The 24,396-nt window shown below is 44.7% G+C and carries 19 protein-coding genes; 14 read left to right on the forward strand and 5 right to left on the reverse strand.

From position 1 onward, the window contains the following. The first annotated feature begins 10 nt into the window (after window positions 1-10). The 3 genes from G496_RS0100935 (at window position 11) to folE2 (ending at window position 1,999) form a co-directional block, all read left to right on the forward strand. Entirely contained in the window at window positions 11-676 is a 666-nt protein-coding gene (locus G496_RS0100935; protein ID WP_027177616.1) for a class I SAM-dependent methyltransferase, read from the forward strand. Between the two features lie 21 nt (window positions 677-697). Beyond that, a complete protein-coding gene (nikR, locus tag G496_RS0100940) occupies window positions 698-1,117 on the forward strand; it encodes a nickel-responsive transcriptional regulator NikR (protein ID WP_027177617.1) in 420 nt (139 codons plus the stop codon). A 114-nt stretch (window positions 1,118-1,231) separates the two neighbouring features. Then, window positions 1,232-1,999, forward strand: coding sequence for a GTP cyclohydrolase FolE2 (gene folE2, locus G496_RS0100945; RefSeq protein WP_027177618.1), 768 nt, complete (start codon window positions 1,232-1,234; stop codon window positions 1,997-1,999). A gap of 188 nt (window positions 2,000-2,187) precedes the next feature. On the opposite strand, the gene G496_RS0100950 is transcribed toward folE2, so the two are convergent. Then, window positions 2,188-2,637, reverse strand: coding sequence for an RrF2 family transcriptional regulator (locus G496_RS0100950; protein WP_027177619.1), 450 nt, complete (start codon window positions 2,635-2,637; stop codon window positions 2,188-2,190). A 204-nt stretch (window positions 2,638-2,841) separates the two neighbouring features. Between G496_RS0100950 and G496_RS0100955 the strand changes: the two genes are divergently transcribed. The 9 genes from G496_RS0100955 (at window position 2,842) to bioB (ending at window position 15,570) form a co-directional block, all read left to right on the forward strand. Continuing rightward, a complete protein-coding gene (locus G496_RS0100955) occupies window positions 2,842-4,245 on the forward strand; it encodes an NAD(P)/FAD-dependent oxidoreductase (RefSeq protein WP_027177620.1) in 1,404 nt (467 codons plus the stop codon). Window positions 4,246-4,572: 327 nt separating this feature from the next. Further along, entirely contained in the window at window positions 4,573-5,592 is a 1,020-nt protein-coding gene (locus G496_RS0100960) for a sigma-54 interaction domain-containing protein (RefSeq protein ID WP_027177621.1), read from the forward strand. 117 nt (window positions 5,593-5,709) lie between these two features. Beyond that, window positions 5,710-9,303 (forward strand): tetratricopeptide repeat protein, encoded by a 3,594-nt coding sequence (locus tag G496_RS18425; RefSeq protein ID WP_245577840.1) that lies wholly within the window; start codon window positions 5,710-5,712, stop codon window positions 9,301-9,303. A 97-nt stretch (window positions 9,304-9,400) separates the two neighbouring features. Continuing rightward, the gene (gene amrB / locus G496_RS0100970; protein ID WP_027177622.1) at window positions 9,401-10,213 is read left to right on the forward strand and encodes an AmmeMemoRadiSam system protein B; all 813 of its coding nucleotides are present in this window, start codon (window positions 9,401-9,403) and stop codon (window positions 10,211-10,213) included. Between the two features lie 274 nt (window positions 10,214-10,487). Then, window positions 10,488-12,119 carry a hydantoinase/oxoprolinase N-terminal domain-containing protein gene (locus G496_RS0100975; protein WP_027177623.1) on the forward strand — a complete coding sequence of 544 codons (1,632 nt, stop codon included), beginning with the start codon at window positions 10,488-10,490 and terminating at the stop codon, window positions 12,117-12,119. Between the two features lie 19 nt (window positions 12,120-12,138). After that, the gene (locus G496_RS0100980) at window positions 12,139-12,498 is read left to right on the forward strand and encodes a hypothetical protein (protein ID WP_027177624.1); all 360 of its coding nucleotides are present in this window, start codon (window positions 12,139-12,141) and stop codon (window positions 12,496-12,498) included. Between the two features lies 1 nt (window position 12,499). Continuing rightward, a complete protein-coding gene (gene bioD, locus G496_RS18430) occupies window positions 12,500-13,249 on the forward strand; it encodes a dethiobiotin synthase (RefSeq protein ID WP_084407454.1) in 750 nt (249 codons plus the stop codon). Then, window positions 13,230-14,507 (forward strand): adenosylmethionine--8-amino-7-oxononanoate transaminase, encoded by a 1,278-nt coding sequence (gene bioA, locus G496_RS0100990; protein ID WP_027177625.1) that lies wholly within the window; start codon window positions 13,230-13,232, stop codon window positions 14,505-14,507. Before bioD ends, bioA begins: the two co-directional genes overlap by 20 nt. A 64-nt stretch (window positions 14,508-14,571) precedes the next feature. Continuing rightward, window positions 14,572-15,570, forward strand: coding sequence for a biotin synthase BioB (gene bioB, locus G496_RS0100995; RefSeq protein ID WP_027177626.1), 999 nt, complete (start codon window positions 14,572-14,574; stop codon window positions 15,568-15,570). Window positions 15,571-15,658: 88 nt separating this feature from the next. Here the strand turns inward: bioB and G496_RS0101000 are convergent, their stop codons facing one another. The 3 genes from G496_RS0101000 to G496_RS0101010 all read right to left on the reverse strand — a co-directional run bounded on the left by G496_RS0101000 (window position 15,659) and on the right by G496_RS0101010 (window position 19,002). Beyond that, complete coding sequence (locus G496_RS0101000; RefSeq protein ID WP_027177627.1) at window positions 15,659-17,500, reverse strand: UbiD family decarboxylase; 1,842 nt, start codon at window positions 17,498-17,500, stop codon at window positions 15,659-15,661. A 124-nt stretch (window positions 17,501-17,624) separates the two neighbouring features. Next, window positions 17,625-18,281, reverse strand: a complete 657-nt coding sequence (locus tag G496_RS0101005; RefSeq protein ID WP_027177628.1) for a PilZ domain-containing protein — start codon at window positions 18,279-18,281, stop codon at window positions 17,625-17,627. Next, a complete protein-coding gene (locus G496_RS0101010; RefSeq protein ID WP_027177629.1) occupies window positions 18,274-19,002 on the reverse strand; it encodes a tetratricopeptide repeat protein in 729 nt (242 codons plus the stop codon). The genes G496_RS0101005 and G496_RS0101010 overlap by 8 nt, the downstream gene beginning before the upstream one ends. Window positions 19,003-19,589: 587 nt before the next feature. On the opposite strand from G496_RS0101010, the gene G496_RS0101015 reads away from it, so the two are divergent. Both G496_RS0101015 and G496_RS0101020 read left to right on the forward strand, forming a co-directional pair. Continuing rightward, window positions 19,590-19,952 carry a protease inhibitor I42 family protein gene (locus G496_RS0101015; protein ID WP_156900564.1) on the forward strand — a complete coding sequence of 121 codons (363 nt, stop codon included), beginning with the start codon at window positions 19,590-19,592 and terminating at the stop codon, window positions 19,950-19,952. A gap of 179 nt (window positions 19,953-20,131) precedes the next feature. Next, a complete protein-coding gene (locus tag G496_RS0101020) occupies window positions 20,132-21,745 on the forward strand; it encodes a hypothetical protein (RefSeq protein ID WP_027177631.1) in 1,614 nt (537 codons plus the stop codon). Between the two features lie 89 nt (window positions 21,746-21,834). On the opposite strand, the gene G496_RS0101025 is transcribed toward G496_RS0101020, so the two are convergent. Continuing rightward, window positions 21,835-24,351: a TIGR03960 family B12-binding radical SAM protein gene (locus tag G496_RS0101025; protein ID WP_027177632.1), complete on the reverse strand. Its 2,517-nt coding sequence runs from the start codon at window positions 24,349-24,351 to the stop codon at window positions 21,835-21,837. Window positions 24,352-24,396 lie beyond the last annotated feature (45 nt).

Here is a 24,396-nt window from a genome sequence, read left to right on the forward strand (position 1 = left end):
TGCAAAAGAGATGACATTCGACCCGTTACAAGGATCAATTGAAGTTTTAGCTGTTGAGGTTGCCGGGGTTAGCTGGAAACTTGAGCGTACCTCCGATCTTGAAACTTTATGGAATGAAATCGGTGAGAACGATTTTGGAGAAGACGAGAGGCTTCCATACTGGGCCGAATTATGGCCTGCAAGCGTTCTGCTTGGAGAATGGCTTGTTGCCCGGGCTGAAGACCTGAAAGGCTCTAAATGCCTTGACCTCGGCTGCGGACTGGGGCTTACGGCTGTTATTGCTTCCGGGCTTGGAGCTGATGTTGTCGCTTTTGATTATGAATTTGCTCCGCTGCATTTTGCCAGAAGAAATGCTTTTAAAAACAATGTCCCCCAGCCGCTGTGGATGCAGATGGACTGGCGTGAACATGCGCTAAAACCCGGATCCGTAGACTTTATATGGGGCGGGGATATATTATATGAAAAAAGATTTTTCGATCCGCTGGAAAGACTTTTCCGCCATGCTTTAAAGCCCGGTGGTAAAATCTGGATGGCAGAGCCCAGAAGGGATGTTTCGGCATCCGTCTGGGGAAGGCTTGAATCTCTCGGCTGGAATACAGCCCTGCCGCTGACAGCCAAGGCTGCCTGTTGCGGTGCCGAGATGACAGTCAATATTCGTGAAGTGACAAAGGATTAAACACTCGACCCGGAGGTTTAAATGGGAAAGACGATTCGATTTGGAGTATCCCTTGACTCCGAACTGCTGGACAAGTTCGATAAACTTTGCGGTGAAAAAAGTTACCAGACAAGATCAGAGGCCATACGTGATCTGATCAGAAATATGCTGGTTGAAAAAGAGTGGGATGAATCAGATGGTGAAATGGCCGGAACACTTTCTCTGGTCTATGATCATCACCAGAGCGGGCTGTCCCAGCGCCTGACGGAGCTGCAGCACGACGCTCACCACCTGATAATGTCCACACTCCATGTGCATCTGGACCACGACAACTGTCTTGAAGTTATGGTCCTCAAAGGAAATGGTAAAGATATCAAGGAACTTGCTCACAGATTGATTTCCACAAAGGGAGTCAAGCACGGTAAACTGGGTTTGACCACTACCGGTGACGGGCTGGTATAGCTCCTGATTCTGCTTTTTAAATTATTACAGGTGTCGACTTATTAATCGGCACCTGTATCTTTTCTGTTTTCGGTGTATATTCTAGAAAATTGCCCGGAACTGAAATGGTGAGAAATGGAAGATATTCAAAATACTGCCGCAAAAGTGGCAATGCCCATCGACAGAGTCGGAGTTCGTGATCTGACTCTTCCCCTGATTGTCAGAGACCGTAAAGCAGGTTCGCAACATACCATGGCGCGGGTTGAACTTTCGGTTGACCTGCCGGCCCATTTTAAAGGCACCCACATGAGCCGTTTTATTGAAGCTCTCGGTGACTGGTCCGAGGGACTTGATTACGACGCCTTTAAAAATCTGCTTTCTGATATCATTGTAAGGCTTGAGGCCCGCAGGGCGCACGCAAAACTGTCATTCCCGTTTTGTCTCAGGAAAACATCTCCGGTGAGCGGAAGGTCTTCGATAATGAGCTATGAATGCTCTGTTGAGGGCGAGCTTGAAAACGGAGAACTGCGTTTTACTCTGGGAGTGAAAGTGCCTGTAATGACTGTATGCCCATGCTCAAAAGCCATAAGTGACGAGGGTGCGCACAGTCAGAGGGCTATTATTCATATAAAATCAATGTTCAAAGGATTTGTATGGATAGAAGACCTTATTGAAATTGCCGAGGCTTCCGGATCTTCTCCTGTTTATTCACTGCTTAAACGCGAAGATGAAAAACATGTGACTGAGGAGTCCTTTTCAAAACCGACTTTTGTTGAAGACGTTGTACGCAATGTCGCAGATGGCCTGGAGAAGATGTCCAAAATTAAATGGTATAAAGTGGATGTTGAAAGTTTTGAATCCATTCACAACCATTGCGCTTTTGCAAGTATTGAAAAAGCTTGAAGTTACTAATTTAAGCCTGAAATTTTGTTTAAAATACTGATTAAATCAGCCGTTATCACATTCTCATAATGTCGATAACGGCTTTTTTATTTCATATAGAATAATATTTTTAATGCAGGTCCAGAAGTTCATCCTCTATTTACAGTTGTGATGAATGTTCAGTGGCGTATATAGCGGTCGTAGAATTATTACGGCAGTTGTTCACTGAAAAGAGGATTTGTCTTAGTGCAGAATGAGCCTTCTTTGAGCAGATCGGCTATCGATATTTTATCAAGAGCTTCATACATGGCCTGACTTGCTTTGACCCAGACTTCCCTTGTGGGGCATTGCTCAATACGCTGGCACTGAGTATCGTTTTCCAGACATTCAACAAGACCGGCTTCGCCTTCCAGACTACGCACCACAGCTCCAACTGAAATTTTTTCCGGCTCCATGGCAAGAGTATGACCGCCTCCGGGACCTCTCTTGCTGGTGATGAATCCGCCTTTTTTCAGTTCTCTTATCAGTTTTTCAAGATATTTTATTGAAAGCCCCTGTCTCTTGGCAATATCACCTATTCTGACCGGGCCTGACGAACAATGCATAGCAATATCCAGAACCATTCTGGTTCCATAGCGGCTGCGGGTAGTTAATCTCATATTATATCCTTGTGAAACATTTTCCCTTAACAATTATTGGACTCAAGTATCAGGGTCAAGAGAATTTCTTTTTTACCTATTATACACTGAATACGGTTTTGCATACAGGTGTTGCAAAGTAGACTCAATGCTGATACAAGGAGATACTGGGATGTTTGTGCGCAACATGATGCGTGCTAATTTTTACTATTCCGGAGTTTAATTATGAGCCCGAAAGAAAACGGGAAGAAAAAGTTTGATGTCATTATAGTCGGCGGCGGCCCTGCCGGACTTTTTTCAGCCTATTACCTCGGCGAACATACAAATCTTGATGTTCTTCTTATAGAAAAAGGGAAACCCTCCCTCAAGCGTCACTGCCCGATAACCGGGAATCAGGAATGCGTTAAATGCAAGCCCTGCAATATCCTTTCAGGTGTTGGCGGAGCCGGCCTTTTTTCCGATGGCAAGCTTAACTACATTCACAAATTAGGTAAAACAGATCTTACGCAGTTCATGCCGACATCCAAGGCAAAAAAACTGATTGATGAGACCGAAGAAATATATAACCGTTTCAATATGGATGGAAAAGTTTTTCCGACCAATATGGATACGGCAAGAGAAATTCGCAAGCAGGCATTGAAGAACGGTATAGACCTCCTGCTTATCAGACAGAAACATCTCGGCAGCGACAATCTTCCCGGACACATTGCGGCAATGGCCGAGTATGTGAAAGGTAAGGGTGTTACAATTCATACCTCTGAAACTGTCGGGGATATTATTGTTGATAACGACCGGGTTACAGGTGTCACTACAAATAACGGCAATTTTTATGCTGACAACGTGATTCTGGCTCCCGGACGTGTCGGCGCGGAATGGGTTGGAACCGTAGCCAGAAATCATGGCCTTGATCTTTCCCAGCGTGGTATAGAAGTAGGTGTGCGTGTGGAAGTGCATGGTGACATTATGCGCGACCTGTGCAGCGTTGTTTACGATCCCACGTTTTTTATCCGTACGAATACTTATGATGATCAGGTCAGAACATTCTGCACCAATCAGGGCGGGTTTGTAGCTCTGGAAAATTATCAGGATTTTGTATGCGTCAACGGACATGCCTATATGGATAAGAAATCTGACAACACCAACTTTGCTTTCCTCTCCAAAGTTGTGCTGGAAGAACCGGTGACCGATAATCAGGCTTATGGTGAATCCATAGGAAGGCTTGCAACCATTATCGGCGGAGGAAAACCCATCCTTCAGAGGTTCGGAGATCTTAAGCGTGGACGTAGATCAACATGGAACAGGGTTCATAACAGTTTTGTGGAACCGACAATGAAAAATGTGACCTGCGGGGATATAGCCATGGCTCTGCCTGAACGCATAGTGCGCAATCTCATTGAGGGACTGGAAAAACTTAATGATGTTGTTCCCGGTGTAGCCAATGAAGAGACCCTGCTTTATGCTCCTGAAATAAAGTTTTTTGCTACTCAGGTAAAAACTGACAATCAGCTTGAAACACAGATAAAAGGTCTTTTTGTTGCCGGTGATGGTCCCGGTGTTGCCGGAAATATTGTTTCCGCCTCAGCCACAGGCCTTATTCCAGCTAAAAAAATAGCTGAAAGAAATTCATAATTTCAAAAGATTACCAGCAGTAACTGTTGTTGAAATAGTTTTTGACAACTGATGAATGTTATAACAGGTTGCGGGCATTGCTTATGGCGATGCCCGTTTTTTTTATGTGGGGCTGTTTTTTTAATGGTAAAAAATTGAAAATTAACTCATATTTTGCAATATTTATATATAGAGTGGTTGACTTTGTGTCATTTCATTGACAGTGAAAGTGTATGGTTTACAACTCTTCCTGGTTCTGCCTTATCATTTTATAAGGGATATTCCTGATGATTTTTAATCCCGCAAGATTGCTGTGTCTCCCTGCAGCGTTATATTTCTGGAGGATGAATGAGCCTCAATGTTGAAGGTATTATAGGAAACAGCACAACTCTCAGGGATGTGTTTTCCATACTTGAGAAAGTTGCTCCGACAGATAGCACCGTTCTTGTCACCGGGGAATCCGGTACAGGAAAGGAGCTGCTTGTCCGTGCCCTGCACAGGAACAGTAAAAGGCGTTCGCAGCCTTTTGTGCCTGTCAATTGTGGAGCTATTCCAAAAGAATTGCTGGAGTCCGAACTTTTCGGACATGAGAAGGGTGCTTTTACACATGCGGTAAGGTCCAGACCCGGACGTTTTGAACTTGCTGATGGTGGAACCATTTTCCTTGATGAAATAGGAGAAATGGATTTCAGTCTACAGGTTAAAATTTTAAGGGTCTTGCAGGAAAAAGAAATCGAAAGAGTCGGCGGTACGCAGATTAAGAAAGTGGATGTAAGGATTGTAGCAGCCACAAACAGAGATCTCGAAGCCGAGGTTGCCGCAGGCAGATTTCGTGAAGACCTTTTTTACCGTTTGAATGTAATACCTCTGCATCTCCCGCCACTGCGTGAGCGCGGTGGAGATGTCCTTTTGCTGGCAAGCCATTTTCTTAAAAGATTCTGTCAGGATAAAAGCCGAGATGTTTTGAAGTTTGCCGATCAGACCAGAGATATGCTTGTGTCTTATTCATGGCCGGGAAATGTCCGTGAATTGGAAAATTTTATGGAACGGCTTTCCATCCTTTGTGATGGTGACGAGGTCGGCATAGATGATCTGCCTGAAAAGATCTTAAAAAGTGTGGGTCTGGAGCCTAAGAAAAAGGCTGTTGATATTGCTGTGGGTCCTGCGGGGTTCAGCTGGCCTACTCTTGATGATATGAGTGAATACGGTGATGGAGAACTTAAAGAATTTCTGGATCGTATCGAGACGAAACTTCTTCTTGAAGCTCTTCAGAAATCAGCAGGAGTCAAAAACAAGGCAGCAGAGATGCTTGGAGTGAAACGGACGACCCTGATCGAAAAAATTAAAAAGAAAAAATTGGAATCCTGATTGAAATATCTGACCTCCAACATGTAAGTCTAAATTTAGGCAGGGATTTTGCAAAGATACCGGATTGTGATGCGGTTTATCAATTCCGGAGTGTTCCGGACTCTTATTTTGGCAGCTATGATCTGTTTTGTCTGCCCGCAGCCGGTACTGGCCATGGAATATTTTATAAATACCGGGCCGGACATGGATTCCTTGCGTTTTACTTTTGATTCCAAAAAATTGAATCCCAGAGTCAGGAGAACCGGAAAACAGCAGATAACACTTTCTTTCCCCTCTGGAGCTTTAAATTCTGAAAAAGCACCGACACCCTTGCCGCTTTCGTCCATGCGTATTTTAAATTCGATTGATGTTGGAAGCTCGGCAATTACTATCAATACTAAAACAAATGCTTTTGGCTACATCAGGATTCCAGCTGGTAACGGAGAACTTAAAATTCAGTTTTTCAGGGACCCATTTGGAGCAAGATGGGTTCCACCCAAAAAAAATATTCCAGCGTCTCCTAAAAATATCCCGGCTTCCTCGGTTCCAGCACAGGAAAAGCAGCAGGCGCCTCAATCTGCTCCAGCAGGCTCGATACCTGTCCCCACCAAGGAAGATACCGCTCCGGCTGCTAAGGTTGCTCCGGTTCCCGGAGTTAATTCCGGTTCCGTGGCCAATGAAGCAGATATTTCAGAACCACCGCAGGCCAATGAAAATGCGGCACCCGTTGGCGGTAACTCTGATGGTAATAATCAAAGCAAAAATGTCAGGCCTTTTTATTCTGTACCCTATGCCTACAGGGCTCCAATTTCCAAGGTTGGCCCCGGTGAAGCTAAAGCTGTCAGTACTTCCGTAGCTCCTCCTTCGGGTGATTCGGCCCAACCATCTGTTCAGGAAGGCGGCGAAATTTCCGGTCCCAGTGCCGGTGGTGAAATCTCTGGTCCTAGTGCAGGTGGGGCAATCTCCGGTCCCAGCGCAGGTGGTGAAATCTCCGGTCCCAGTGCAGGTGGGGCAATTTCCGGTCCCAGCGCCGGTGGTGAAATCTCCGGTCCCAGTGCCGGTGGTGAAATCTCCGGTCCCAGCGCCGGCGGAGCAATCTCCGGTCCCAGCGCCGGAGGTGAAATTCCCGGTCCCAGTGCCGGTGGTGAAATCTCCGGTCCCAGTGCCGGTGGTGAAATCTCCGGTCCCAGCGCAGGTGGGGAAATTTCCGGTCCCAGCGCCGGAGGTGAAATTCCCGGTCCCAGTGCAGGTGGAGCAATTTCCGGTCCCAGTGCCGGTAATGAAATCTCCGGTCCCAGTGCCGGTGGTGAAATTCCCGGTCCCAGTGCCGGTGGTGAAATCTCTGGTCCCAGTGCCGGTGGTGAAATTTCCGGTCCCAGCGCAGGTGGGGCAATTCCCAGTCCCAGTGCCGGTGGTGAAATCTCCGGTCCCAGCGCCGGTGGAGCAATCTCCGGTCCCAGCGCGGGTGGGGCAATCTCCGGTCCCAGCGCAGGTGGGGAAATCTCCGGTCCCAGTGCCGGTGGTGAAATTTCCGGTCCCAGCTCGGACAGTTCTATATCCGGCCTTAATGATGAAGGTGCCACTCAGCAAATAGAACCGCTTCCGGCAGCATCCATTGAAGCCAACAATACCGTTGCTGCAAGTCAGACAACCGAGCCGTTTATTAATGGTACTGATTCAGGAGCTCCGTCGGATAACAATGATGCTTATCCGGCAGAGCAGATAAGTTCTGCCGATGCTGATCAGCCCGCAGCACCCCCTACACTTGAAGAACGGATAACAACTGCTAAAGGGTTGCTGCTTGCCGCCGAAAGTTCTCTTGAGTCCGGACAGCTTGAAGCTGCGCTCACAGGTTTTACCGAAGTTGTCGCCATGCATGATATGCCTAAAGATATCAGAATGAGGGCACTATACGGTAAAGCGGAAGCGGTGACGGAAACCCATAAAGATGATCTGGTGGCTAATTTTAATACTGTGACCAGTGCATGGATGGAGGCTATGAATGCCGATACCAATTCGCCTGATGTGCCGGACGCATTACTGAACCTTGGCCTTGCCAACCTGAAAGTCGGGAACATGCCCGAGGCCAAAGCATATTTCAATCTTCTCAAATCACAGTATCCCAATAACCTTAATATACCGTATATCAGTTATTATTGGGGACAGTATTATCTCGATAAAAAGGATTATACCAAAGCCGCTGACCAGTTCCAGTATCTCGTACAGAGATACCCGGACAGCAAAGTGGTAAGAGAGGCTGCATTAGGTCTTTCAAAAGCATTGCATGAATTGGGATATAATGAACAGGCCGCTCAGATTCTTGACTATATAGATAAACGCTGGCCCCGTTTTTATATTGAGTATCCCCAGTTTCTGCTGATGTCTGCCAACAGTGAAAATACCTTGGGCAAGCTTGATGCCGCAAAAGATCATTACTGGGCATATTACAATCTGCTGCCTGAATCTGATGAAAATGATATTGTTCTGGCCAGACTCGGTGATATTTATCTGCGGCAGGGTGATAAACGCGCAGCCAAAGAGATTTACCAGAAAGCTGTCGATAACTATCCTGATAAAGAGGGTGGACTCATTTCAAAAATGCGCCTCGCTGAGGAGGGCATTTATGATGATCCCAGTATGGCTCAGATGGATAAAGTTTTTGACAGGCCATATAACCTGCGCCCGCAAAAAATTTATACAAGTATTGTTGAAGATCATCCTGACAGCCCCTTGGCTCCGCTTGCCCAGCTCAAGCTGGCAATGTGGTACTACTGGAATAAGAAGTATGGTGAATGCCTTGGAGCTGTTTCAGATTTTATTGATAAATATCCGCGCAGTTCATTGCTGCCAAAAGCCAAGGAGCTGGGACTTAAGGTCTTTGACAGGGCTGTTCCTGAGCTGGTTAAAGATGAGAACTACAGTAAGGTTATCAGTTTCTGGAATTCTTACGGCCTCAAAGGTGATAAGGCTGATGGAATTAATGATGATACCAGAATGGGTGTAGCCCTCAGTTACTGGAAGAAAGGGCAGCCTGATGTTGCTTTGAAACTTGTCGATAGATACCTTCAGGAAAAGCAGGTTCCCAAATATTCGACAATGGCACTGGATATGGCTCTGGGAATTTACGTTGACGACCAGTCGTGGAGTGACGTTGTCTCACTTGTTGATATGGTCGATAAAAATTGGAAAGTCGGGCAGAAACAACAGGCCCAGATGAAATATGCCACAGCTATGGCTTATGAAAATCTCGGCGAGACGGAGCGCAGTACCCCGCTCTGGGCCGGGCTGGCTTCCAATCTGCTTCTACCTTCATCCTCACGGGCATACGCCATGTATTATATGGCCAAGTCGGCGATGAAGAAAAAAGATTTGAAGAAATTGTTTGTCTATTCACAGGAAGCCTTGTCCATGTTGCTGGAGACCGGTGGCGACCGCGAAAAGATTAAAGACAGTATTTTGATGACCATCTATTCGGCGGAAAGTTCAGCTCGTTACCGTGAAGCTCTCAAATGGGCTGCCGAGTATGATAAATACATCCCGGAAAGCGATTCCGAATGGGCTTCGTCAAGATTCCGTCTGGCCCAGCTTTATGAAAAGGCCGGAGCTATCCCTGAGTGGAAAAAACTGATGGAGGAAGTTGCCCAAAAAAGGCCCGATGGACTTTATGGACGTCTTGCAAATTCCGCATTGGAAAGCCATAAAATCGAAAATGAGGCTTCAAAGTTTAAATAGCCACCTAGGTGTGGAGAAGTTCTTTTTTTAATCCGGCTTATGGGATACATAAATTAAAACAATTTAATTTCGTATCCGGATAACACAGGAGTAGAAAGTGGACAGGCAGCCGATTGTAGCAGGACAGTTTTATTCCGACAGCCCTGAAAAGTTGAAATCAGACCTTGAAATTCTCATAGGTAAGGTGCCTGCGGAAAAAGGTCCTGCCGATAAACTCATAATGGTTCCGCACGCAGGATATGTTTTCTCAGGAAGGGCCTGCGGTCAGGTTATTGCGCAATCCAGTCTTGGTCAGACTGTTATTCTGCTGGGACCAAACCATACCGGGGCCGGTGATCCGCTTTCCGTGTGGCCGGCTGATGAAAAATGGCTGTTTCCCGGTGGAAGCCTTGAAATTGATGAAGACATCGCCTCGGCTCTTGTTGAGAGTGGAAGTGGTTTCAGCTTTGATCGAGCAGCCCATCTGCGTGAACATTCTCTTGAAGTGGTGCTTCCTTTTCTGCATCACATGAAACCGGATATTAAAATTGTTCCTGTGTGTGTTTCTGAAAATAATATTGAAAACCTGCACACTGCCGGGGATGCTCTGGCTGAAGTTGTTGCGAACAGCTCGGTGCCGGTAACTATACTGGTCAGTTCAGATATGAGTCATTATATTTCGGCCGAAGAAGCCAAAATGAAGGACAGCATGGCTCTTGAAAAGATTGTCAGGATTGACCCTGCCGGGCTTTATTCCATTGTCCAGTCCAATGATATTTCCATGTGCGGCGTGCTGCCGATGACAATGGCTCTCTTTGCCGCACGCAGTGCCGGAGCATTAAACGGCAGACTTATTTCCTATACCAACTCCGGTAATGTCACCGGAGATAACAGTCAGGTTGTGGCTTATGCCGGGGTAATTATATCTTGATTGTGTTTTAAATTGTGCCTCGGTAAGTTTTTGTTCAAGCTGCTTTGGTAGCAGTTGTGAAGACATAATAAATTCCCTGAGATCTATTTCGGGGAATTTGTTTTATTTTTACTGCCTTTGCCAAGGTTGCCAACATGCCTTTCGAGGATTATCTACAAGCCAGTCGATTAAATAAAAATACCGCTTTTTATCGGTTTAGACGCGGATATGTCCGTTTCATTCCGTTTAAGTGGAGCCATTTCGTTTATAGTCATAAATTTAAAGGATCTGATATATGTACGCCATAGGAATTGATACCGGGGGAACTTACACTGACTCTGTTATTGTAAATGCTGAAAGCGGTGAGATTATAGCCAGCGCCAAGTCTCCTACGACCCATTATAAGCTGAGTGTAGGTCTTGAAAAGTCTTTGACAGCAGTTATGGAAAAAAGCGGAATAGATCCTTCCGAGGTCGGCACTGTTTCCGTTTCCACAACTCTTGCTACAAATGCCATTGTTGAGGATAAAGGTGCCAGAGTAGGGCTTTTCATGATTGGCCCGGTAAAAGCTGTAAGACTTCCTGTTGTTACCGTAAACTACATCACCGGAGGACATAAATTTTCCGGAGCCGAAGATGATCCTCTTGATGTGGAAAAGCTGGTTGACGGTATTAACGCTATGCGTGGATATGTGGACGCCTATGCTGTTTGTGCTGCCATGAGTTTTAAGAATCCGGCCCATGAACTTGTTGCTGCCAAAGCCATAAGTCTTGCTGATCCCGGTAAAGCTGTTTTCTGCTCCCATGAGATCAGCACAAAAGCCGGACAGGCTGAACGCGCAGCCACTGCGGTCCTTAATGCCAGACTTATGCCGGTTATGAAAAAATTTCTGGAAGGAGTAAGCTCCGCTCTTATCCGTTGCCATCTCGGAGGCTCAGTTGTTGTTATCAGAGGTAACGCAACCCCCATGAGCATGGAAGATGCCGTCAGCCGTGCTGCTGAAACTTTTGCAAGCGGTCCTGCTTCAACCGCTTATTACGGCAGTCTCTATACCCCGGAAGAAAATTCCCTCATTGTCGATGTTGGCGGAACGACAACTGATGTTACTCTGATTAAAAATTCCAGACCGACTATAAATGAAGACGGGAGCATCATCGGTAAATGGGAAACCCATGTTGAAGCTGTTGAAATGTTCACCGTTGGTATTGGCGGGGACAGTTATGTAAAGATAACTGATTCCGGAATTCTGAATATCGGTCCGGCAAGAGTTATTCCTTTATGCATGGCAGGGGATATTCCTGATCCTTCCAAGTGGATGGGCAAGGGAGATAACTCCCGCCTGATCCGTAAAGGTCCTGCGGCTGATGAACCCGGTGATGATAAAATTTTGCAGACTCTTTTTGCCGATGGCCCTGCGACCTATGGTGAGCTTATAACAAAGCTCGGCATACCGGATATCAGTCTGGGTTCAATGATTGAATTTCTGGTTCGCGAACAGCTTGTGGAAGAAATAGGTTTTACCCCTACAGATGCTCTGCATGTTCAGGGTAAAATAGAATTGGGGGATGCTTCCAAATCTGTTTCAGGCGCAGCAGTTCTTGGTGCTGTTTACGGTCAGGATGCTGAGACCTTCGCCGAAAATGTCCTTGAAAATGTCTATGAAAAAATTGAAAATGCAATGCTGGAACATATAGTCCGCAAAGAGATCGGCGGAAATATGGCCGGTATAATCGCCGGCAGGTCGGCAAGTCCGCTTGTGAGCTTTGAGGCCAGTCTAAATCTGCCCATTGTCGGCATTGGCGCCCCAGCTTCATATCTTTTGCCTGATGTTGCCGAACGCCTCAAAACAAAAGCCGTTTTTCCGGAGTACCACGAGGTTGGTAATGCTCTGGGAGCAGTTATGATGGCTCTTAAAGAATCCAAGTAGTAAAATTCGGAGTAAGAATATGTTTGACCGCAAGCCCAACGCATGGGAGTTTTGTCTTGAGGCAGCCAGTGAAAATATTGAAACAGAAGTTGTTCACGGCTGGATTTTTGAGGACGGAATATGGAAAACGCACGCATGGTGTGAATTTGGTGACAGGGTTATTGATCTGACCCGTTCAACCCATTCAATGCCTAAGTTTGACTATTACCTTAAATACCGGGTCAGTGATTCACGCCAGAAACGTTATTCAAGGTTGAAATTTTTTGAGCTGGTTGGAGATGAAGGACATTTCGGACCGTATGACAAAGAATTTTTCTTTGCTGAATCTTCTGAAATAGATCCGCTAGAAATAATAGAAGGCGGTAAGGAGACAAAGTAGCATGACTAAGGGGCTTTTTATTACCGGGACTGGAACTGATGTAGGAAAGACTCTGGTTACGGCCGGTCTGGTCCGCTTCTTTCAGAGAAACGGTCTTGAACCTCTGGCTGTAAAGCCGGTTCAGTCCGGTGCTTTTGTAAATGAAGCAGGCGGATATGATTCTCCTGATGGTCATGTCTACAAGACAGCCGGAGGTTCGTGGGACCCTGCTCTGCAATGCCCTTTCATGTTCAGGGGAGCATGTTCCCCGCATCTTGCCGCCAGCCTTGAGGGTCTGGAAATAAAAGCCGCTGAAATTGCAGAGAAAGTCCGTGAGGTTGAAGAAAAAGGCTTTCTGCTTGTTGAAGGAGCCGGCGGAGCGATGGTTCCTCTTAATGATAAGGAAACCATGATCGATCTCATGAAGGAACTTGGATATCCGGTTTTAATTGTCGGGTCTAATATTCTGGGGTCAATCAACCATGTTTTAATGACTGTGGAAGTCCTTAAACATGCAGGGCTTTCAATTGCCGGAATTATTACAACCGAGCCTGTGAAAGAAGAAGATGTGGCAGGAATGCACCGGGATAATATTGAAACCATAGAACGATTCAGTGATGTTCCGGTTCTGGCTTCGCTGAACTGGATTCCTGATTTTAATATAGATAATCCCGGCCTGTGGGAAGAAGTTGACCGTATTTTTGACCTTATTGATATGGATCTGCTGCAAAAAAGAACCGGTATAGTAAAAAATGACGAAATCTATTCTTGAATTCGACCGTGAGCATATCTGGCATCCCTACACCTCAGCGACCCATCCTTTAAATGCCTATCCTGTTGACCATGCTGAAGGGGTCAGAATTTTTTTAAGTGACGGACGGGAACTTATTGATGGTATGGCCTCCTGGTGGAGTGTTATTCACGGGTATAACAACCCTGTTCTGAATAAGGCCCTTGTGGACCAGACTTCTAAAATGGCTCATGTGATGTTCGGCGGTCTGACTCATGAACCGGCTGTAAAACTAGCTGAAACCCTGATAAAAATAAGTCCCGCCAATCTTGACCATGTCTTTTTTGCCGACTCTGGTTCCGTGTCGGTTGAAGTCGCTTTAAAAATGGCGATTCAATACTGGCAGGCTATCGGAAGGCCGGAAAAGAACAGACTGATGACAATTAAGGGCGGGTATCACGGTGACACTCTAGGAGCCATGTCGGTCTGTGATCCGGTAAACGGCATGCATTCCCTTTTTACTTCAGTTCTTCCTAAGCATATTTTCGCTGAAATCCCCGCATGTCGCTACGATGAACCCTTTGATGAAAATTGTTTTACAGATTTTCTTGATAAGATTGAAAGGCATGCCGATGAACTTGCGGCCGTAATTCTTGAGCCTATTGTCCAGGGGGCCGGAGGGATGAGATTTTATTCTCCCCAGTACCTGAAGATGGTCCGTGCCGCCTGTGATAAAAATAATGTTCTGCTTATCTGTGATGAAATTGCTACCGGATTCGGAAGAACCGGTGCTCTTTTTGCCAGCAATATTGCCGGAATAAGTCCTGATATTATGTGCGTTGGGAAATCGCTGACAGGTGGCTATATGACCCTTGCAGCAACCCTTGCCAGCTCAAAGGTTGCCCGTGGAATTTCTGCTGACGGCGGAGTTTTCATGCATGGTCCGACATTTATGGGTAATCCGCTTGCCTGTGCTGTTGCCAATGCTTCTTTAAAGCTGCTTCTTGAAAGCGACTGGGAAAAGCGCATTCCTGAAATTTCAGCAAGAATGGACAAAGGCTTTGCTCCATGCAGGGCTATGGAACATGTGGCTGACGTAAGGACTCTTGGGGCCATAGGCGTTGTTGAATTGAAGAAAGCAGTAGAAATGGAAAAGATACAGCGTCAGTTTGTAGAGCATGGTGTCTGGGTTCGCCCATTCGGCAGACTTGTTTACATTATGCCTCCTTACGTAATTTCCGATGCCGATCTTGATAAACTGACTTCAGCTATCTGCAAAGTTGTTGAACTTCAAAAATAAATTCTAATAAAACTGGCGGTTGCAGGATAGTTGCCTGTAAGAACCAGACTACATACCGGTAAAAATGGACAGACAAGATAAGAATAAGATGTGGGCAGCAGTCCACTCCGGCACGGCGATTGATGAACATACAGCGGTTTCAATTTTGGGAGCCGGGCATGGTGAACTTTCAGAAATTCTGCATGCGGCACATACCGTGACTTCGCGGAGTTTCGGGCGTGAGGTCAGCCTCTGCTCAATTGCCAATGTCCGCAGCGGAAACTGTAGTGAGGATTGCCGCTTCTGCGCCCAGTCCAGCTATTACGAAGTTGCTTCAGCCCAGATATATCCACTCATGAGTAATGAGGAGATGAAGGACTGTTCCCGCAAGGCATCAGCCGCTCCTATTGAGTTTTTCAGTTATGTTACCAGTGGACGGGCCTTGGGACCGAAGTCTCTTTCAAAGCTTTGTGAAACCGTGCATGAGCTTGAAAAAGAAGAATCAAAGAATCCGGGAATGGCGCACTGCGCTTCATTAGGGTGTTTAAGCTATGAAGATCTTTGCAGGCTCAAGGAATCGGGGATGGTGCGCTATCACCATAATCTTGAAACTTCGCGCAGTTATTTCCCGGAAGTCTGCACTACACACAGCTTTGATGAGCGGATAAGGACAATTCGTGATGCCAAAAAAGCCGGGCTTGAAGTCTGTAGTGGTGGCTTACTTGGACTTGGCGAGTCTCCAGCACAGCGTGTCGAGCTTGCAATGGAGCTTGCCGAACACAATGTTGATTCTATCCCGCTAAATTTTCTGATTCCCATTGCAGGTACTCCATTGGAGCACATGCAGCCGATGAAGCCGCTTGAAATTTTGCTTGCAATTGCCATGTTCAGACTGACCAATCCGCATGCGGAAGTCCGAATGGCCGCAGGCAGACCCTCGCTTAGAAATTTACAGGCTTTTATTTTCCCCGCCGGATGTAACGGGCTTATGGTCGGAGATTTTCTGACGGTTCATGGTCAGGGAATACAGGATGATATTCAGATGCTCGAAGATCTTGGACTTACCCCAAGGCAGCGTAACTGATTTGTGTAAGTAAGTTTTTATAGAAATAATTAAAAAAGCTGTTCCGGTTTTCCGAAACAGCTTTTTTAATTTTATAGATATTATTCAGCTAGATAATTCCATGCAGAGGTCCGCCGGGAGCTCCTAGAGCATCGACTTTTTTCTCTATTTCCGGGTCCGGTTCAAGCGGCGGAGCGTGATATGTTTTTAATCTGCCATCAATTATTACAGATTTTCCAGCTTCCCAGTGCTTGGCGTGAGTTGCTGCACCTACACCGTACATATCGGTAGCAGGATCAGACCTTGTAAATGTAACCCACAGGAAATTATCCCAGTTTTTAGCGGTAAACTCCGCATCATCGGCAACTACGATCATCGGAAAACCTTCGATGCCGTTTATCTCCTTAAGGAAATTACCAAGCTTTTCCAGTCCGGGGTCCTGAGTATCCCGTTTTTTATCATGCTTGTAACCGTTAATCACCATAATTCCCGGTGCAAAGACTTTAGGGTTACTGAATCCGTCAGGAAGCTTGAATCCTTCTGGAATGCTGCTTGAGAGAGTACGTTTTTTTGATCCTGCTGCGGCCCAGATCAATTTTGATCCCTGATTAAGGCTTATGCCGGAGTAATCAAGGGTATCAATTGTTGTGCGGGTTATAAAATGCAGATCACGGTTCAGGTCTACCCGTTCCAGCATATGGGTGAAAAAGTCAGGTATATTATGGCATGAGAGCCCTTCCGGGAGGTCTTCCTCAGCTGCGATGAATACATATTTTGAAAGTGAAGTCTGGGTATTGCCCAGCAGGGCAAGGGCGTTTGTAAGCAGTTCCTGCGGCTGGCGTTCGCTGGCATAAGGAACATAACGCTCACTGCCTATAGCCAGAAGCAGAGGGTGGACTCCTGCTGCATCAACAGCATGGACTTCATGAACACCTGAGAAAACAGAAGGAACAAGCTCTGAGGTCAGTTCGTGAATAAATTCTCCGAACATAGTATCTTCCTGCGGCGGTCTGCCTACAGTTGTAAAAGGCCAGACCGCATTTTCCCGGTGATATACTTTTTCTACTTTGAGAACTGGAAAATCATGTGCAAGGCTGTAGTACCCAAGGTGATCTCCGAAAGGTCCCTCCGGCTTTTCCTCACTTGAAACTGTTCCGCAGATGCAGAAGTCAGCTTCGGAAAGCAGTGGTAGTCCACCGGGATTTTTGATCATAGGAATACGGTGTCCGCCTATGGCTCCAGCGAAAAATATTTCTGCAATTCCTTCCGGCAGAGGCATAACCGCGGCCATAGTCATGGCAGGAGGTCCGCCGACAAAAATATTAACTTTGAGCTGTTCCCCTTTTTTCAGAGCCTGAGCATGGTGGTGACCTATGCCGCGGTGAATCTGATAGTGGAGTCCTACTTCCTGATCAGTGACAAAATTATTTCCGTTGAGTTGAACCCTGTACATACCGAGGTTTGAATTTCCATAACCGGGATTTTCAGGGCTTTCAGTGTAAACCTGCGGCAGAGTGACATAAGCTCCACCGTCATTCGGCCATGAAACAAGTCCCGGAAGGTCAGAAATTTTGCATTCATTTTTGATAACCGGGCCGTCGTTTAGTCTCTTAGGGATAGTGTGCCATGCCGTGCGTGGTGCGCCGAGGTAGCGCCAAGGCTTTTTAAGAGCCTCCATGGGGCTGAGTTTCAGCTTCATAAGGCGTTCAACAGTTTTAACTGTATCTCTGAAAATATAATTAAGTCTTTCTTTTGTTCCGTAAATATTAGCCGCCATCGGGAATTTACAGCCCTTGACGTTGGTAAAGAGCAGGGCAGGGCCTCCGGCATTGAAAACCCTTCTTTGAATGGCTCCGGCTTCAATGGCTGCATCTACTTCCGTGTCTATCTCAAGCAGTTCATTTTTTTTCCGCAGAGCTTCGAGGCATTGCGCCGTATTTTTATATCCCATGATATCCTCTTGATCAGTGTTTTTTTGAGAATGTATTGATTGTGGCAGAGGTTATCAAGCATTACTGCCAAAATAGGAATTCGGCTTTAAAAGAATGAGATTCTGGTGGTGGAATAGTCTGTAATCAATGGGCTATTGAAATTATGTTGGATACATAATCCTGTATTTTCATAAGCACTTCCGGTGAAGGTCTATGAAAAGTAAGCCCCAGTGTGGCCCTGCGGCTGTCTTTAGTTGTTCTTTGAACTTTGCAGGGCATGAGCTCATCCTCACTATCAGTAAAATAAGGGCAGTGAACTTTCACTTTGTCACCTATTTCAGGAATTAAGCTGCCTTCTTCAATAAGATAGCTGAGGGCGCATCCGCTGGTACTGAGATCTTCGATCATTGCCGTTGAAGTCTGATCTTTGACCGCTATAGTTGCTTCAAGATAACAGTTAACTCTTTGATGCCGCCTGAGATTATAAGTTTCAACCCGTTTCGGATAGCGCAGAAAAATAATTTTATCAGGGGAATTGATAAGTTTTACCAGCTCCGTCTTAAATCCGGAAGCCACGCCGTCAAATATATAGCGGATAGTGGCGGTGTTCCCGGAATACAGATATTCAGTCCAGAGGCTTTTGTCATTTGGATGAACCACCGGATAGCGAAGCATTATGTATTTGCCATGCAGACCACCAAGGACAACTGTTGGAGCTTTATCATTTAGTCCTGCAAGTTCAATCGAAACTTTGAGGCCCGGAGTGCTGGCCATTTTTAATTTATATGTCTGGCTAAGCATTTTGCATCCGTTTTTCTATATATGACTTGAATTTTTGTGCCCATTCCATATCGGGCTGAATTTCCAGTGCTTTTTCTATATGCTGCAACGCCATCCCGTTGTTGCCCATATCATAATGAACTCGGGACAGGTTAAAGTACAGGTTTTCGTCATCACTGTTCAACTCGATTGCCTTGGTATAAAATCGTAGTGCATGGTCGTATAACGACTGTTTTCTTAGCGAAATTGCAAAGGTATTAAACTGCTGACGCTGCTCATTCATAAACGTATCATCTTTGTTTATGAGTATTTCTAAAATATTTTCCAGTTTTTTTCTATTTCCCTTTGCCGAGAGAACTGACCCCATACCAAGATTGGCTCTTGTATTTTCTGGGTCCATTATAAGAGCTTTGGCAAATTCCTTTTCGGACTCATCAAGGGAGCCGTCTTCATAAAATTGTTCGCCTTTTGATATTTTAGCCTCAAGGGATTTTAAGGCAGGGAATGATTTCTTTTCATAATATCCGGGTTCAGGAGAGTAGCTGGTTAAAAAATCTTTTTTGGAGAGTTTTATAATAACTCCTGAGGGGATATCGTACTGATTAAGGGGTTGCAGTATAAATTCATCCACATCTGTTCGGGTGACATAATAATACGTCTGCGCTTCACCCCGCTTCATAGTGGTTCCGACACCAGTATGAGATTTGGCGCAATAAGAATATATTCCTAATACGTGATTCATAACCTTACACCGTGAGCCAGTTTTCTAAAAAAGAGAACTTAACTGTTATTCTGAATTTCGGAGTATAATATAAAAAATTATATTAATTCCTATTTAATATTTTCCTTAACGAGAAATAATTATCCCCAAAAAAAAGTGTTAGGATATTATACTTTTCACTTTTCGTATTATTAAAAATTTATTCATAATTATAACTGTCGGTTGGCATTTTGACCATAATTATATTTTTTTATAATAACTGCTCCGGTATGATGCTTGGATATGGGTAATATCGTTGCAATATATTGATTATAAACACTTTTTATAAATATTTTTATTGAATGTATTAAAGTGACATCCGTAATATTTGTTTGGTAGTGTTCTCCGGATATCAAAATGCACGGTCTGATATATAGTGGTGTTCATTTTTTATACTTTGTATTTCTGCAGGGTTATCAGTTCAACTTGATTTATTGTGTGTAATTATGACCTGCTGTTTAAAAATAAGGGGTTTAATTGTTTTGATGACAACGTACTCGGGCTTCAGAAAGTTTTTCCATATTTTTATTCTGTTTTTTATTCTCAGTTCATTCAGCGGCTGTGCCTGGATGAATCCCTTTGGTGATTCCGAAAAGGAATATAATCTGGACAACAAATATCAGATTGATGTGACCATGAAACCCGGTGAGTCACTTATCCTTGATATGCGCAACCCCGGTTCAGGTGGGTACGAGTTTTCAGGAGCCAGTTTTAATCCTGATCTTTTAAATCTGGAGTATTTTCACATCATAAAACCGGAATCAAACATGTCAGGTGATTTTGGAAGATGGCGTTTTGTATTTAAAGCAATTAAAATTGGAGATGATGTCATAACTATTAATATAAAACGTCCATTTGAAAAAATAAAAGAGTCTTATAAAATAGCTCAGATTAAAATAACCGAAGACGGTGAACCTTTTATTCTCTGGTAAGTATTGATAACAGTTTGAATTAAAAGCATAAAATTAAAATCCCGAATTTTTTTTAAAATTCGGGATTTTTTTTAAAAATAAACCTAAAGAAATATAATTTATATCCGATATAATATGTCATAAGAGACAGAAGTATAAGAAATATCCTAATTAGTCAGTGACAGGAAATAATTATAGTTATGCAAGTATCTGGATACTATAATAAAATTCATAGCCCATATAATTATAGACCGGTCGGCAGTAATGCTGATTCTTCCGGGTCTTACAGCCGTTCCTCAAAGAGTTCCGACCAGATAGATATTTCTGAAGCTGCTATGCTTATGTACGAAAATGAGAAAGCAGCTAATTCCCAATCCCAGCAGGGCGTTCAAGACGAAAACTCCTCATCAAAGGTCATAAGCACCTTGGAAACCAAAGATGGCGGTAAAATTGTCATTGAGAAAATCGCCGACAATGGCGAAGGAAGCGGACTTAAAATGTCTGTTTACGATAACAAGGGGGAATTGCAGTCTGAATCTGAGCTGGCAGATGATATGATTATCAAGCAGAATGATAAAGGTGAAGTCAGCATTGAACATTACACCCTTGGCAGTGAAACCTCCGGGGACGATATTATTCTTGCCGTAAGTGGAAATCAGGTGGACGGCGGTGCCGGAGATGACACCATCGTTGATCTTTATGCTGTTTCCGGTCTGCCTAAATCAACAAGGCACGGTTTTGATGCTGATGGAATGCCCAAAAAAGAAGAGCTGTATGATATCACTGGAGGAGACGGGGACGATCATATTATTCTCGCAGGTGATAACATTACCAGCCGTGTCAACACTGGAAGAGGCAAAGATAAGATTGATGCCTTAGGTTCCATGAGCAGTTCCTCTTTTATTGATGCCGGAATTGGAAATGATGAAATTAATTTATCCAAGGATAGTACTCTCTCGGCTGATCTTGGTGACGGTAATGACAAGATTAAATCTGTAGCAAGCGCTCTTCGTGGTAATATCGATACCGGAGAAGGTAATGATAGTGTGGAAGCCTCGTCATTTGATGGCTCCCTTGTCATGGGTGGCGGCGAGGATGAAATTAATGTTAAAGGGAGTGCTTCAGGAAAATTTGATACCGGCCGTGGTAATGATAAAATTCTGGTTGAAGGTTTACTCAGCACTGGTGAGCCTGAAAATGGCAAAACTATAGAAACTGGTTCAGGAGACGATTATATTAAAGCCGGAGTGATTAATTCCGGATACATCATGACCGGGCGTGGGGATGATGAACTTCGTGCTGATAAAATAACTGGTGGCGAAATTTTTACAGGTGCCGGAAAAGATTATGTGCAGTCCAATGAAATAACTGATGGAGAGCTTTTTACCGGTGCTGACGAAGATAATGTCATGGTTCTTGGAGAGTACTCCGGGAAGTATATGAGCACAGGTCGTGGTGACGATATAGTTCAGGCCGGAAAGTTGAGCAGTGGAAACGTTGTGACCTCATACGGTGAAGATATAGTTAAATCCTATGGTGATATTTCTGCCAAGGTTGAGACCGGTGATGAGCTCGATAAAGTTTATGCCAATGGCGAAGTTGATAAAGATAATTTCAATACCGGAGAGGGTGAAGATATTTTTGACGTAGAAGGCTTCCGCTCATCTAAGCAAGATAAGAAAAAGGAAGAAGAGGATGAGGAGGAGAGGAAGAAGAAAGTTATGAGTATGTTCAAGACCGGTCAGGATGTTTACAGAAAAAATTCTCTTGGAGCTGCAGATAGCGGTATTCGTGAATGGAGCATATATCTTTAACATATCTCCACAGCTAACTAAATTTTCTATTAAATAAGGCCGGGGGTTAATGTCACCACCGGCCTTATTTAATTTATATTATATTTGTATTATTCAAATTTCTGCTGAGTTTTTACAAGCCTGAAATCAAGCAGACTGGAACCGGGGCAGACCGCATCCATAAATTTTATGGGATTGAAATAAAGTTCACTCCAGTCAAACATAATTTTCACCGTGAGATCCCCATCGAAACTGATTGAGCGGACTGTTTTTCTAATATCAACGATTTTGGTTCCTTTTTTCGTTTTCCGCTCTACCGGGAAAGTCTCTTTCCCCAGAAAATCATGCCAGTTTTCCATCCACTTTCTGACTGTTTCATTGTCGTTGAAATAAGTCATCGTATATTCTTCAACCTGAGGTTGGGGATGTTTCCTTGAAAGGGTTAAAGTATCCGCTTTGACTATATTCAAGCCTATGGGCATCTGACTGTTGAGTCTTTTTATGAGTTCATCAGCGTCTATTGCTGTGCGCAGCATAATATTAAGCCATTCACAGCTGCTTTCAACGCCTACAGGCAGAGCCTTGCCGAATGAGATTCTAGGCATGGGATGAAAACCTTCAGAAAATGAAAGTGGAAGCTCCGCTCTGCGCATAGCTCTTTCGAGCACGGACTGGAGATCAAGCTGACTCAGGTAGGCAGTTGGCCCCATCTTTTCAAACCATAATCTGAAATGGGAACCTTTAAGTCCAAGCTCCGGTTTTTCAGCAGGGATAAATTCAGGCACATTTTCATCTGCCTGATCTCTGGTTTTGAAAACCATTCTGGGGCGGATGTCTTTTTCTTCAGCCTGTTTTTCAAGCAGCGAGTGGCGCCCTTTAAACTGACATATTCCACAGTTGCGGCATGTGTCATAGCGACAGTCGGGGGTGACTTTTTCCTCAAGGCTCCGTCTGCGTTCGGTCAGCAGAAATTTTTTGCTGACTCCGCAGGAGAGATGATCCCAGGGAAGCCTTTCATCATGACTTCTTTCTCTTTGGAATTCTTCCGCTGTAAGACCGAATTCATCCATTGCCTGTATGTAAGGTTTCAGATCAAGATGGTCTTTCCAACTGGAAAAAATGGCACCTTTTTTATAGGCGGATTCAAGAACATTACCAAGTCTGCGGTCACCTCTTGAAAATATACCTTCAAGAAAACTCATCTGTGGCTGATGGAATTTCAGCTGTAATCTTTTATTCGGTTTGAAAATGCTTCTCAGATAATCAAGACGTTCACTTATTTCATCAATTGTAATCTGCCTGTCCCACTGAAAAGGTGTGTGAGATTTTGGTACAAACGGTGATACTGCGGCAGTTATGTTCAGACGTTTTACGCTTTTGCCCGCAACATCTCTTACTTTGAGGCAGAGATCCAGAATTGCGTCTAAATCTTCAAAAGTTTCTGTGGGCAGACCTATCATAAAATAGAGCTTAACCGACTGCCAGCCATTATTGAAAAGTTTTAGAACATGGTCGAGAATTTCAGGTTCGGTAATTCCCTTGTTTATAACATCCCTCATCCTCTGGCTTCCAGCCTCGGGAGCAAGCGTTGCTCCGGTTCGCCTGATGGAGGAAATTCTTTTCATTATATGGTCGGAAATGGAACCGACTCTGAGGGAGGGCAGCGAAATAGAAACCTGTTCAGCCGCACAGTGGTCAAAACTTGTGGCAAACAGTCCGTCAAGAGCGGAGTAGTCTCCTGTGGAAAGGGATAGAAAGGATGTCTCTTCGTACCCGGTTTCTTTTAAACCGTTCATGAGAATATTGTGCAGCTTTTCAGGGGTTCGCTCTCTGACCGGGCGATAAATAATTCCAGCCTGACAAAAGCGGCATCCTCTGGTGCAGCCTCTAGCAATTTCGAGGGTAAGACGGTCATGCACAGCCTGTCCGAATGAAAGAACCTGTCCCTGAGGAAAAGGAATTGGATTGAGATCATCCACGACTGCTTTTTCTATAAGTGTGTCATCAGGATTCTCAGGATCAAAAAAAGCAGGAATATAAAGTCCCGGAAGCTTTGACAGAGCTTTAAGTGTAGCCTGTCTGTCCAGCCCTTTTTCTTTACAGTCGGCTACTGTCTCCAACACTCTTATAATTGATTCTTCACCGTCACCAAGCATCATGGCATCAAGAAAATCTGCCATGGGTTCCGCATTGAAGCAGGCCCCGCCGCCGGCTATGACCAGCGGAAATTCTTCACCACGGTCTGCCGATCTAAGGGGGATGCCGGAAAGTTCGAGCATGTAGAGCACATTGGTGTAGCATAGCTCATGAGTCATGCTTACACCGATGACATCCACATCTTTGAGCGGGGTATCACTTTCCATTGTGGCAAGAAGTTCACCATGCTCTTTTAAAATTGCGGCAGTTTCTTCACAGGGAACGTATCCGCGTTCACCGTAGAAATCCGGATGACGGTTTACAATGTCATAAAGTATTTTTTGTCCCAGATAGGACATTCCCACTTCATAGAGATCTGGAAAACAAAGCGCAATATGCGCTCTGACTTTGCTGATATCCTTGTGGACAGTGCCCCATTCGGAACCCAGATAGCGAGTGGGACGTGGAAGTAGAGGAAGTAATCTTTTCAAATTGTCATCCGTAAAACTAAATTTGGTAATATAAGAAATAAGAGG

It is taken from the genome of Maridesulfovibrio bastinii DSM 16055 (genome assembly GCF_000429985.1).
GTDB lineage: Bacteria > Desulfobacterota > Desulfovibrionia > Desulfovibrionales > Desulfovibrionaceae > Maridesulfovibrio > Maridesulfovibrio bastinii.